Genomic DNA, 13,181 nt, shown 5'->3' with positions numbered 1-13,181 from the left:
GCGCTCAGGCCGCATAGCCGCGGAGTGCCTTTTGGAGGCTTGGCGGAACCTCCGCAGGTATCAACCCGCTCCCGGGCGTCGTCACCTGCATGCAGGCGATCTCGTGCCAGCCCAGCGCGGCCAGTCGGCGGTGGCCATGACTTTCGAGGCAATAGCGAAATTCGAGCTCGATGCGATTGCCGCGCTGGCCGTGAAGCCGCATCTCGATCTCAAGCTTGTCGAACGCCGCCAGCTCCTCGAAATACTCGCAGGAGGTCTTGATCGTCACCAGGCGCAGGACGCCCGCGAGCATCTCGAGCACATCGGGCGCGTGCTCGGCGAGGAAGGCCTCTCGGCAGCGGCCCTGCCAGCTCACGAACTTGGCGAAATAGACGTTGCCGACAAGGTTGGTGTCTTCGAACGAAATGAACGGGCTCCAGACAAAGGCCGGCGGCGAACTTGCCTGCTGGGTCATGCTTGGCCCCGCGCGGAGAAAGCGATCGACGCGAGATGCGGGACGCCTGCCACGTCCAGCGGCGGCAGGATCATCGCATATTCTCCCGATAGCATTCGAAACCCCGAGCCGTTCACAGGCTGCAACTCGCCGATCGCGCCGATCTTGCGCAGCGATTCGACCGCCGCCCACCGCGCGGCATCCCCATTTTCGGCAAAGGCCGCGATCGATACGACATCGCAGCCGAGCGGCCGGTCTCCGCGCACCGCAAGGGTGGCGGCGTCGGTATGGGAAAGCGAGCAATGCACGCCTTCGGGAAAGACTGGCGCGCCGTCGCCGCGATGCTCGTTCGGATCCTGGATCCCGATCGCGCCAAGTGCAGCGACCCGCCGCCCGCCCCGCTCCATCCCTGCGTCGATGACGAGGCTGCACTGGAGCGAGTCATCGCCCGTCGTCTCGCGCGCGAGACGCTCGAGATAGGCTCTCAAGACACCCGGCATGGCTTCTAGCACCGGCCCGATCGCTATGCTGCCAACCTGCCGGAAAACCGCTTCGTGCCACCGCTCGACCACCTGGCCTCGGGCATCGTGCCATTCGATGTCGAAGGCGTAGTCGGTACCGCGGGTCCAGAGCTCGCGGGCGCGCATCGCGATCGGCGAGCCCCCGTGCGCCAACTCGATCCGCGCGGCGCGCACTGGCAGTACGCGTCGGTGGGGGACGCAGGCCTGGAGCAGATGGAGGCCGCAATCGCGCAATATTGGATCGCCCAACACCAGCGCCTGCGGTTCATAGGCGCCGAACAATCGGACCTCGTCGGATGGTGCAAGTCCCGCTACAAGCGTTCGCGAGGAGAGGTCGGTGATTCCCGCGACCCGCTGGAACACCGCGCCGTGGAAAAACAGCGGGCCGTAAAGACGCTCAACCGGATCGCCGCCGCGCGACTGCGCCCGTCCGGCGGGGAGCGTCGCCTTGCCGCACCGGATCGTGGCCTGGACGACCGGCGCGGCAAATCCGTCTTCCTCGCTGCGCACTTCGCAAGCGATCGCGCCGTCTTCTCGGCGCAGCGCCGCGACGCGAATGCGCCTGCCTTCGATGCCGACGGTGATCGCCGCAAGGAACTCGACCGCTTCGATCGCGCCGATCGCGGCATCGCTGGCCAACTGAGTAGCCACCTGCGCCATCGCCTCGAGCAGCATCACCCCGGGCATCACCGGCACGCCATCGACTTGATGCGACAGCAGATAGGGATCGCGCCCGTGGTTCAGCCTGGTCTCGCAAACCAGCTCGACGCCTGGCGTGTAAGCCAGCGTCAGATCGAGATAGCGCAACGAGCCAATGTTCGGCGCGGTGTCGGCGCTCGCGAACCGGCTCGTTACCACGATCGACCCCCTGGCATCCGAAAGTATCAGATCGCAGGCCTGATCGATGGCATCGCCGAGGGGGATTGCATCGACCCCTTCGCGGCTCAACTGATCGATGACGCCCAGCCGGTCGCCCATTCCCGCCCCGGCCCAGACCGACCATTCGATGTTGAGCGGCGTCATCGCGGGATTATCGCCGGCAAGCGCCTCCAGCACCCTGCCCTGTTCGGCGTTGGCGAGCGCATAATGCGCCTCTCCTTGCAACCCCAGGCGCCCGATGATCGATCCGAAGGTGACAACGCGCCGCACCTGCGCTCCGCATGCGGCAACGGCGTTGTGCAGCCCCAGGCTCTTGGGCACCAAGGTGCGTGTCAGCGCCGCTTCGTCGATCTGCATGAACGCCATCGGATCGTTGACGCCTGCCGCATGAACCAAGTGACTGGGCGGCCCAAAGCGGACGAACCATTCGGCGAGCGCCTTCTGCAGGCCGTCGAAATCGTCGACGTTTGCCTGCGCATATCCCACGCGCAGGCCGAGACCGGTTGCACGTGCGAGCGTCCTGGTGACATCGGGCGTGTCCGCCGCCGAGCGGCCGACAAGCACGATCGCCGCGCCGGATCGCTTCGCCAATTCGATGGCGACTTCGGCGCAGATGCCGCGCGCCCCACCGGTCACGACGAATAGCTCAGGGGCGGCGCCGGCGGCATAGACGGTTTCGTCGAGCGCGAGCTTGGCGCTCTCGATAGCGCCGTCGGCGCTGATCGACACGACCGCCGATCCGGAAGGCAGGGCCGGGATTGCGCCGCCAGAGCCTCCAGTGTCGATCGCACGCACCGTTTCGAAGAGTCCCTCGGCCGCGAGCGAGCGTACAAAACCTTCGATCGGCGCGCCGCTGTGGATCAGCGCGAGATGCCGGCACTGGCCCACCGCTTGCTGCACCATCGCCAGCAGACGCGGCCCATCGCAGCCCCCGTCCCATGCATCGATACGAATGGCGATCGCTGGGCTGTCCTGGGGTAAAGGCGCGCCAAGCGCGACCTCGCGCCAGTCGAACATATCGAGCGGCCCAGCCTCCGGAACTCGCCACCCTGGCCTAAACCGCCGCACCCAGCGCGCCACGCCCGTTACCCGTTCGGGTTGCGCCACGGGCCCCTGGGCTTCGAGGCTCGTCAGTTCGTCGGCAACCTCCTGGAGCGAGGCATTTGAGAATGCCGTGCGATGCCCGGGCAAGGTGATGCCGCGATGTTGCGCCAGCCCTGAGAGGATCCGGCTTACCGCAAGGGAATTGAGATGGAGGTCGTCAAGGAAGCGATGGTCCGGGAGAATCGATTGCGGTGCGAGACCGGTTTTCTCGGCAATCATCGAGGTCAATTGATCGAGGCAGGTTTCTCCCGACACCGCCGCTGGATCGACGCCCGGAGCGACCGCCGACGGCGCTTGGGGCTCGACCGCCGTGTCGAAGGGCAGATCGTCAAAGGTGCCGCACGGGTTGGTCAGCAGCACGGGAGCCATTTTCCTCGGCGCGCGATAGCCGTCGGCCGAGTAAAGGGCTGCAAGATCAAGCACCGCGCCGGCTGCGTGCAGGCGGGCAAGACACTCGAAAACGGGAATGCAGGAGGTGCCGAATACATCGAGCGACGCGGCCGGCACGGCCTGCGCTTGTGCCTGGATCAGCCGAGACATGCTGGCGCCGGGGCCCACTTCGATCGCGAAATCGCATTCCCGCGCAAAACCGTTTGCCGCTTCGGTGAATCGAACCGGCCAGACCAGCTGATCCACGAGTTGCCCGGCAAGGTCCGCGGCGGGGGCGATCGCGTCGCCGGTAACGGTCGAGATCACCTTGCCCTTCACCGGGGACGGCGCCGCCGCCAGGATCGCGGCTCGCAACGGCTCGCCCGCCGCCTTCATCATCTGCGAGTGGAAGGCATGCGAGACGTTCAGCCCCTGCGTGGATATGCCAAGCGTCGCCGCGCGCTTGGCGACGGTCTCGATCGCTGCGTGCGGTCCGGAGACCACGGTTTCCATCGCACCGTTAAGGCAGGCCACCTCCGCGTCGGAACCCTCGATCAGCGAAACCGCGGCCCCCGCTCCGCATGACAGGAGCAGCATCGCGCCACCGGGCTGCTCGCCCATTGCCGCGCCGCGTACCGCCGCTATTTCGAGGATGCCGCGGTCGTCGAACGCGCCGGCCCAATGCAGCGCGGGGAGTTCGCCAAGGCTGTGCCCCAGGGCAACTTTAGCCTTCACACCGACGAGACGCAGCAGCTCCAGCCCGGCCAGCGCCGCGCCGACGATCAGCGGCTGCGCGTTGCTGGTATGGCCCGGGTCCCCCCTCGGGGCGGACGAATGCGGTTGGATGCCAAAACGCTCGCCCCACGCGCCAGCAGTGATTCGGCAGGGCGCGCCCTGGCCAGGGAAAAGCAAACCGATGCGTGGCGCCGCCGCTGGACGGCCAAGAAAGATCCCCGCGATATCCTTGCCGTCCAGCGCCAGGAGCGCCTGATCGATCTTTCGGCAAAGCTCGTCCGGACGGCCTGCGACAAAGGCCAGCCGGATGCGCCCCGGCGCGAGGCTGCGGGCATAGTGCGCAGCAAGGTCGCGCAGTTCGGCGACCGAGGCAGACTGCGCGCGCACCTGCAATTCGAGCAAGGCTTCGCGCAGCTGACCTTCGTCCTCCTGGGCAAAGACGAACAGCTCGTCCTCGCTCCACGGCATGTGTGCCGGAACGGAGGAACTCGGTCGCGACGGAGCGCGGAGGACCGCATGGACGTTGACGCCCCCGAAACCAAAGGAGGAGACGCCGGCCAGGCGCGCCGACGCGCCGACGCGCAATTCCTCGGACTGCGCGGCAACTGCGAGACGATGGCCGGTCTCGGCGAAAACCGGATGCGGATCGTTACAGCCGGCGTGCGGAGGAACGATGCCCTCGCGCAGACCCTCGGCGGCCTTGATCAGGCCGGCAAGACCCGCCGCGGCCTTGGTATGTCCGATATTGCCCTTGATCGAACCAACCGCGACGCGCCTGCCGACGGTGTCCGTCTCGAGAAGTTGCGCCAGCGCCCTGATCTCGGTCGGGTCGCCCACCGCCGTGCCAGTGCCGTGCGCTTCGACAAAACACAGGTCGCTTGGATCGAGCCCGAACCGGTCATAGGCTTCGCGCAGGGCCCGCAATTGGCCGGAGACCTCGGGCCTGGTCAGTCCGCCCCGGCCGTCGCTCGACAAGCCCCACCCGGCCAATTCGATGCGCGCCTCCAAATTGCTGGCTTCCGCCCATCGCCGCGAACCCAGCACCACCGCGCCCGCGCCCTCGCCCGGCCAGAACCCATCGGCGCGTTTGTCGAACACACGCATCCGACGCGAAGTCAGCGCGCCGGCACGCGAAAACCCGACCAGCTCGAAAGGATCGAGGCTGAGATCTACTCCGACGACGATCATCGCGTCGGCGCGCCCGCTGGCAATGTGCTCAGCGGCGTTGGCGATCGCGACCAGGGACGAGGCACACGCTGCGTCTACCGACCACGCCCCGGCATGGAGATCGAAATAATTGGTGATCCGTCCGGCGACCGTGTTCGCTAGGCCGCCGGCCAGGCTTTCCTCGTCGGGGGTAGGAAACGCCGAATAGACGCGATCGCGAAAGGCGCCGCGGACACTTTGTCGCGTTCCCGCATCGAGTTCGAGGTCTTCGAGAACGCGGGCCAGCTGGCGATCAAGCCAGGGCCAACGAAGGCGCAACTGGCTGGTCCTGCTGAATTCGCCGGTGAGCGTGTTGGCGACGATGACCCCGGTTCGATCGCGGGAGAAATTCTCGATGCCGCCACATGCGGCGACGGCGGCATCGGCAACTTCGAGCGCGAGCCAATGGACGAGATCGGTGCTTGCGAACGTATCCTTTGGAATGCGGAACTTCTGCGGATCGAAGTGCCAATCGGTCAGCAGCCCGGCCAAGATCGGCGTGATCGAATCCGCCTCACCGATCACCGCCGCGCGATAATCCGACAGATCGAGGCGACTTTCGGGAATGGATCGAAAACTCTGGCGCTTGCCCAGCGCATTGGCGAACAATTCGGCAGGCGTCGTGGCGTCGGGATAGCGACAGGCATATCCTGCTAGAACCACCTGCCCGGCAGTTGCTGCGGTCATGGCCGCCCAACCATCGGCTCTGCCGGGAACTGTGGATACATCCGCACGCGACTAACGGCCCGTGGACAAGTGATGCGAAGAAGCAACTTCGAAGTCCGATGCGTCCGATAAAGGCATCCGCGTGTCATTCACAACCTCGACTACGAAATCATTCGAACAAACGGCATGCCTCATCGACAATTGTAACGTACCCCTCAGTATCAACGGGATAATCCGTCCGGCGCTGACCTAAGCTGCTATGAACCCCTTCAACTTGCAAGCGCCATCACCCAGAAATTTCCCGATGTGGATATTGGTGCATTTCCAGCTATCGGAAGCTGCCCAATATTCCCACGAAATCCCTACCATGCACGTTCGATACGGCATTATGGCAGGACATGCAGTTGGACGGCGGATCCTGAAAATACGTCTCCATCGTCGTATTGACGAGGTTCTCCTTGCGCGACTCCGGGAAATATACGCCGTCATTTAGGGGACTTATCGGCTGCGTGAAGGTCGGCCATTGATTGGCGACCAGCATATAGTGCTCCCACACGGTTCCCTTGACCGCAGGGAGCGCCCAATAGGCCCGATTTGTCGCCATCGTCGAAGCATGGATCGGATGCCGGCGCACGACCTGCATCGGCGTCGGCGCTATCTTGGGCGGGTTGTCTAGATTGACCGAAAGCGTGGCCGGTGAGCCGAATTTGGGCCACAGGCCGAGCTCTGGCTTCGACGCGTCGAAATAGGAATAAGGCGCGCCCGCATCCTTGGCGTCGGGTTCGCGGGCGTCGCCCTTGCCGATCGGCGGCACATTGTCGACATGCTCGAAACTGGCCCACACGCCTTGCGGCCGGAACTTTGTCCGGATCACGATGTGCAGCCCGACGAGCGCAACGTCGGCCATCGAGCAAACGACGCGCCCGGCGGCAGTGGTCTTGGCGATATCGATGACGTTGGCGCCGCTGACCACGTAATAGCGCGCGCGAACCGCCGGCGTATCCGCCGCCGTAAGCAGGCGCCAAGCCGCCTTCACAGCAACCGATCCGGCCGGCAATTGCGCAGGATTTTCCTGATCGGGAAGGTTCTTGCCCTGGCTCCAGCCGCTGAGCGAAAGCGCCAGATACTCGATCTCGTTGATGCGGGTTTCGTAGCGGGTGTAGGTGCCGTTCTGCGCAACCAGCGGATTGCCGAACGCGCCGGGCGTGAACACCGGCTGGTTGAAATCCATGAACGGATCGAACGTCGCCAACGTCTTCTGGCGGCCGTCGATATTCGCGCCACAGGGGTTCACCGCATCATAAGTCGCCCAGCGTTGCGGCGCGATCGGACTGCCATCGGGCCCAACCTGAAACAGTTCGTGCCGGGCCTTGAACGTTTCCCAGACGCGGGGTCCGGCATCGCCGAGCGCCTTCGCATGATCGGGCTCGCCGCGGTGCGCGGAATCGGTAAGCGAAGGCCAATTGAGCGCGATAAACGCGCGCCAGGCGAAATTGTCGAGTTGCGGAAACGGATCGGCATCGGCCTGGATCGAATGCACGTCGTCGATCCGCTCGGGCAAGGCGAGCGGCACTTCCTCCTCATTCGCCTGCGTGCCGAAGGCAAGCAACGCGACGGGAGCAGCCATGAGCAGGATCGCGATCGGAAGCCGGCACATGCGAAGGAAAGCACTAGCCGTCGAAACTCTCAAGCCGCGCTCCTTGTTGCTCCGCATCGCATCAGGTCCGGATTTTACGCCAACGACCAGGTCGGCCAGGTTTTTTGGGCTCTGCGTTCGAAAAGAATTCGGAAGCATGGCGTACCATGCTTGCCGAGGCCGCCACATCTTCTTGCTTGCTCAGTCTTGGCAAACCACGCGTCGACATCTTAGCAATCTCGGAGAGGAATTGCGGGTTTCAGCAATTCGGGAGAGGAATTTTCCGAAGCCATCGCAATACCATCGATATTACGGGGCCGAGATATCTCAAGCTTTAAAAGCGGGTGATGTTGCGTATGTCAGATGCGACGATTTTAGCTGAGCGATACTTGAGTGATTATGACGTCGATCAATATCTAAGCTATCTCGGCCGTCAGCATCCCGACTTACATCGCCTATTGAGCCGCGAGCGCTGCCGCGAGGCGGAGCGGCACATCGCGACGATGAACCAGGAATCCTGGGAATTCGAAGACGAGCAAGCCGGCGGTCGCGGCCTGGCCTATAATGTCGCGCAGAAGAGCGCGGACAATCGCAAAGCAGGGATGATCTCGCTCCTGAAGTGCTTCGGGCAGTCGTCGGAAATGCCCGGACCGGAGTTCAGGATCCTGGATGTGCTGGGGGGCGACGGCACGCTGTCGCGATTCTGCGAAACCTTGGGGCATCGCACCCCGACAATCTATACCGCCGACATCTCCAAGTTCATGATCGACGCCTGCCTGGCACAGGGGCTGCCCTGCATCCGCCAATCGGCGACGCGGAGCATGTTCCGGGACGATGCGCTGGACGGTGTCTTGATCGCATATGGCAGCCACCATCTCGGCGGTGACGAACGGCAGGAAGCCGCTTGCGAGGCGCATCGCACGCTCAAGCCCGGCGGCCGTCTGGTGTTGCACGATTTCGAGATCGGCGGACGCACCGCCGCTTGGTTCGACGAAGTGGTGCACCCCTATTCGCGTACCGGCCACCCCCATCCGCATTTCTCGCGCATCGAGATGTTCGATCTCTTCACAACCGCGGGATTCCGTGACGTCCGCGTATTCGAGATCCAGGACCCTTTCACGCTGGAAGGGATCTCGGCCGCAGAGGCGCGGCACAAGGCGATCCTGCACCTTTACGATATGTACGACCTGGTAAAGATCGCGGGCTCGCCGCACGAGATTGCCCCGCGCCTGGAACGATACATTACTGAGACGCTGGGCCCGATCTCCATTCGACAGGAAGGAATACGCTACCTCGCCGAGGTCGGGCGTAGCGCGCTTGTCGCCGTCGGCACGAAATGACGAACGCGCAGGTCACCAGAAATCAGGGCATGGAGACGTTGATGAGCGGCACCGAAGACAGCGTCAGAGACATTTTGCTCGAAGATCTTTTCGTAGAGCGCGAAAGGGACAAAATCCTGGTGACCGATTCCCTTCGCCAGGACCTCGGCCTGGACTCGCTCGGTTTCGTCGAGCTGAAGAGCCAGATTGAATCGCGTTTCAACATCGTCATTTCCGACGAGGATTTCACGCCAGAGAACTTCGCCACGATATCCACCCTCACCAGCCTGATCGAGCGCCAACGCGCGACGCACTGATACCTGCAGCGAAAAGGTTGGAGCAAAAGGACATGAATGCCGCCGCGAGGACGATCATCGACAGCGTGGGCGATTTCGCGCGCCGCATCTCGGACTTCAACGATACCACACCAGAATATGCGCCGATATATGAAGGCTATGCGCGGCTCTCGCTGCAGCCTGGCTCCGCGGTCCTGATCCTGGCGCCGAACGGCGTCGAATTTCTCTTCCACTGGATCGCCGTGCTCGCAACCGGCGGCGTTCCCTGCGCGATCGCGCCGTCGACAAAGACCCCCCTCGTCCTCGCTATCCAGCAATCGCTGAACATTGCCGTGATCGTCGGACCGCAACTCGATCCCACCCGGTACGATACGCAAGGTTTCTCTAGGATCGGGGCGTTCGATGTCGTCCTGCTTCCGCCGACCCCGCCTTCTTATGATCCGTTCGACGTCCTGATCCTGACGACCGGCACGTCCGGTTCGCAGACGGCCTGCGTGCATAGCCTCGAGACACTGTCGCGAAACGCGAGCATGACGAACGAGACGCTCCAAATAACGTCGGCCGACAAGCAGTTGATCATCCTGCCGATGTATCACTCTTACGGGCTCGTCACGCAGAGCATCGGATCGATCCTCAGCGGCGGCGAACTCAAGATCGACGGACCGCCGTTCAACGCCAATCGGCTCGCCGCGCTTATCGAGAAAGAGCGCATATCGATATGCGGTATCACCCCCACGATCGCCCGCCACCTGCTCGAGAAGGGCACCGTCCTGCCGCGTCTTCGATCGTTGAGCATCGGGGGAGACAAAGTCTCTCCCGACGAGGTGAAGAGCCTGCTGGAAAAGCCGTTCGTCGAGGAACTCTACATCACTTATGGCCTTACCGAGGCCGGGCCGCGCGTCTCTGTCCTGCCCGCCCATGAGGCCCCCGCCACTGCCCATGACTCGGTCGGCAAACCGTTCAACGGCGTGGCGACCAAGATCGATGCGCCGGATGCAGACGGTATCGGCCAACTCCTGGTGAAGACGCCATCCGCATGCCGCAGGAAGGTCGGCAAGAACATCCAGCGCCAGCCTTTTACGCAAGAGGGGTATCTCGAGACGGGCGATCTCTTCACCCAGGATCCGGATGGTTATCTCCGCTATGTCGCGCGCAAGGCCGATATCCTGATCGTGAACGGCGAAAAGCTGAACACCCGGAGCATAGACCAGGTGGCGGAATCGCATCCTGACGTCGAATTTGCCCGGACCTCCGAGGCCGATACCAATTCCCTCGTCACCCGGCTGTGGGCGAAGAACAACAAGCCGCTCGATCTCGATCAGATCAGGACATTCATGAAATCGTCGCTCCGCCTGCACGAGGTACCGGATCGGCTCATTCAGCAGGGCGGCGATGTCTTCCATAAATGACGCCATCGACACGGGGTCGAGACGCGGATCTGGCGACGCCGCAGGCGCGCCGCGATGAGAACAATCTACATTTTCCCCTATGGGGGCGGCAGCGCCGGCAGCTACCGCAGCTATGCCGCCAGGTTCCCCACCGAAGTGGCGCGGGTGATCCCGGTGGAGATATCGGGGCATGGCAAGCGCGCGCAGGAAGACTTCGCCACATCCATCGAGGAATGCGCCGCCCGCACGCTGGAGCAGATCGACACGACGGGTGACTATATCCTGCATGGCCATTGCATGGGCGCGCTCCTGGCCTTCGAAGCGACCAAATTGATCGAAGCCCGCCAACGACCGCTCCCCTCTTTGCTGGTGGCGTCCGGGCGCAATGCACCGAGGCATGCAAGCGCATGGCTTAGCCGCGTGCCGGAACTCGATGATCAAAGCCTGTTCAAGGAAATGCAGGAGTTCGGCGGCATTCCCAAGGGGTTGAGCTTTGCGATGGCACGCGACTTCCTCACGGTGATCCGCAGCGATCAGGCGATGTTCCGCGACTACGACCCCGGCGATACCAAGATTGACGTGCCGATCCTGGCGCTCGCCGGCAGCGAGGATCAGATGACCAACGCCGCGGCACTCGCCGAGTGGCAGAACTACACGTCGGGCGCCGTCGCGATCGAATGGCTGGAAGGAGGCCATTATTTCCTTCTCCAGCAGCCCGATCGCGTCGCCGCACTGGTCGAGCATTTCGGCGGACGGGCGGGCTCGTCGGCGCTTGCCGAAGGTCACGCGGCCTGAGCAGTATATCGGCCATCGATCGGCGCGGCCGACCTCTCCCGGCTGCCAGCCGGGCCGCGTACAGATGCCCCTTGCTGCCTTGAAACCGCTAGCAGTCGCCAGCTGGTCGATGCTGACGCCGTTTGGCGAAGGCGATGCGACGATCGATGCGCTTTTCGAGGGTCGCACCGCATTTTCGACGCCGGCATCGAAGTGGAAACTCCGAAATTCCCAAGCGGCAGTGATACCACAACGGCCCGATGCCATGCGCGACGGGCAATGGCAGCGACATCTTGCCACACGCGTAGCAAGCGAGGTGCTGGACGCCCTGCCAGCAAACATCAGGGATCGACCCGAGCGTTGCGCGTTCGTGTTCGCCACGAGCTATGGCCACCTGCTTGACGATGCCGGCGACGATACCATGTCGACCTGGGCAAAGGACTGCGTTCTGCGCCTGGGATATGATGTCGAGCCGATCCTCGTTGGATCGGGCTGTTCGTCTGGTTCCGATGCGCTGGGCGTCGCTGCCGCCATGATAGGTTGCGAAGCCATCGATATCGCGATCGTCGTTGCTACGGACATCGTTACCTCGATCAAGCGGCTCGCGCATTCGACGTTGGGAACGATGACGGCTGCCGAACAACGGCCCTTCGACATCGGGCGAAGCGGAATGCTTCTCGGCGAGGCGTCAGCCGCGGTTGCCCTGATGCGAAGTGAGGATTGCGCCGAGAATGCAGGAGAACTGATCGGCGTCGGCGCGGCCAACGACGCCTTTGGATTGACGGCACCCGATCCCTCCGGCCTGTCGGTCCGCTTAGCGCTCGACAGGGCGCTGAGCGCGGCAAACCTCACCTCAGCCGATTTGGCACTCTATTTCGCGCACGGCACCGGCACCCCTCTCAACGACGAGCTTGAGGCGAAAGTCGTCGAGCAGGTCTTCGCGGACAATCACGAACTGGCGATCGTGGGAACCAAGGGCGCGCTCGGCCACGCGCTGGGTGCCTGCGGTCTGGTCGAGTTCATTCTTCTGCTCCAGATGCTGCGTCGCCAGCAGGTTCCCCAAACGGTCGGGCTGATCCATCCGATAGGCGAGATTGCGAAGAGATTTTCGAACGCGGATGGCAGGGCGCTGAACGGCCATTACGGCGTCAGCGTCACGCTCGGATTCGGCGGCTTCAACACCGCCTTGATTGCGCGGGCCTGACGCATGGCTGCTGAGGGAGCGCCGCCATGGTGGTGAAGACGGCCCTGTATAGCGACATTGCCTCGCGCAACCGGCCCTCCTTCTACGCCCCCCCGGTGGCCTGGGCCGTGGCACAGTTCACGGAGTCGCTGATCGAGGACACGGGTGGCATTCTGCCGGACCAGAGCGGGATGATCGTGGCGAGCGACGAATGCAGCCTGGAAACGGTGCGGGAAATCGCGAACACGGCCTTACAAGGCACGATCTCGCCGCTGCGGTTCGCGGGGTCTAGCCCGAGCATCCTGGTGGGCCTGCCAGCGCTTCAGCGGGGAATTCGCGGCCCCAGCCTGTCTCTCACCATGCGCCCCGAACATGCTGCGCCCGCGATGCTGGCGATGATCCGCTATTGGATCGAGCACAATGCCATCACGGCAGTCATCGCAATTGCGCATCACCGGCAGGGCAAGGACCACCTGTTCAAGGGCCTGATCGCGCGTTCGATCGACGATGCGTTAACGCAGCAGATCCGCGAGCTCGGCTATTGCTAGTCCGTGGGTTGCGCACACCGGATGTGCGCCATCGAATGCGGCATCGGCCGGGCCATATCGCTCGTGCGTTGATCCCCGCCCTGGCCAGAGCTGGCCGCGGCTGTCGCCTAGCGTGATGGTACGA

The 13,181-nt window shown here is 63.6% G+C and carries 9 protein-coding genes; 6 read left to right on the top strand and 3 right to left on the bottom strand.

The annotated features are described in order from the left end of the window. Positions 1–4: 4 nt before the first annotated feature. The 3 genes from AB2M62_RS03965 to AB2M62_RS03955 form a co-directional block, all read right to left on the bottom strand. Positions 5–454: an acyl-CoA thioesterase gene (locus tag AB2M62_RS03965; protein ID WP_404338000.1), complete on the bottom strand. Its 450-nt coding sequence runs from the start codon at positions 452–454 to the stop codon at positions 5–7. Next, positions 451–5,934 carry an SDR family NAD(P)-dependent oxidoreductase gene (locus tag AB2M62_RS03960; RefSeq protein ID WP_404337998.1) on the bottom strand — a complete coding sequence of 1,828 codons (5,484 nt, stop codon included), beginning with the start codon at positions 5,932–5,934 and terminating at the stop codon, positions 451–453. The genes AB2M62_RS03965 and AB2M62_RS03960 overlap by 4 nt, the downstream gene beginning before the upstream one ends. A gap of 307 nt (positions 5,935–6,241) precedes the next feature. After that, complete coding sequence (locus AB2M62_RS03955) at positions 6,242–7,540, bottom strand: hypothetical protein (RefSeq protein WP_404337996.1); 1,299 nt, start codon at positions 7,538–7,540, stop codon at positions 6,242–6,244. 365 nt (positions 7,541–7,905) lie between these two features. Between AB2M62_RS03955 and AB2M62_RS03950 the strand changes: the two genes are divergently transcribed. The 6 genes from AB2M62_RS03950 to AB2M62_RS03925 all read left to right on the top strand — a co-directional run bounded on the left by AB2M62_RS03950 (position 7,906) and on the right by AB2M62_RS03925 (position 13,057). Next, on the top strand, positions 7,906–8,889 hold the full coding sequence (locus AB2M62_RS03950; protein WP_404337994.1) for a class I SAM-dependent methyltransferase: 984 nt from the start codon (positions 7,906–7,908) through the stop codon (positions 8,887–8,889). A gap of 41 nt (positions 8,890–8,930) precedes the next feature. Continuing rightward, positions 8,931–9,185 (top strand): acyl carrier protein, encoded by a 255-nt coding sequence (locus AB2M62_RS03945; protein WP_404337992.1) that lies wholly within the window; start codon positions 8,931–8,933, stop codon positions 9,183–9,185. Positions 9,186–9,217: 32 nt separating this feature from the next. After that, positions 9,218–10,573 carry a class I adenylate-forming enzyme family protein gene (locus tag AB2M62_RS03940; RefSeq protein WP_404337990.1) on the top strand — a complete coding sequence of 452 codons (1,356 nt, stop codon included), beginning with the start codon at positions 9,218–9,220 and terminating at the stop codon, positions 10,571–10,573. A 54-nt stretch (positions 10,574–10,627) separates the two neighbouring features. After that, on the top strand, positions 10,628–11,347 hold the full coding sequence (locus AB2M62_RS03935) for a thioesterase II family protein (protein WP_404337988.1): 720 nt from the start codon (positions 10,628–10,630) through the stop codon (positions 11,345–11,347). A gap of 109 nt (positions 11,348–11,456) precedes the next feature. Beyond that, on the top strand, positions 11,457–12,530 hold the full coding sequence (locus AB2M62_RS03930) for a beta-ketoacyl synthase N-terminal-like domain-containing protein (RefSeq protein WP_404337986.1): 1,074 nt from the start codon (positions 11,457–11,459) through the stop codon (positions 12,528–12,530). A gap of 26 nt (positions 12,531–12,556) precedes the next feature. Then, positions 12,557–13,057, top strand: coding sequence for a hypothetical protein (locus tag AB2M62_RS03925; protein ID WP_404337984.1), 501 nt, complete (start codon positions 12,557–12,559; stop codon positions 13,055–13,057). The last annotated feature ends 124 nt before the right edge of the window (positions 13,058–13,181 follow it).

The organism is Sphingomonas sp. MMS12-HWE2-04 (assembly GCF_044881185.1).
Classification (GTDB): domain Bacteria; phylum Pseudomonadota; class Alphaproteobacteria; order Sphingomonadales; family Sphingomonadaceae; genus Sphingomonas.
This window is presented reverse-complemented; position numbering and strand designations above follow the sequence as displayed.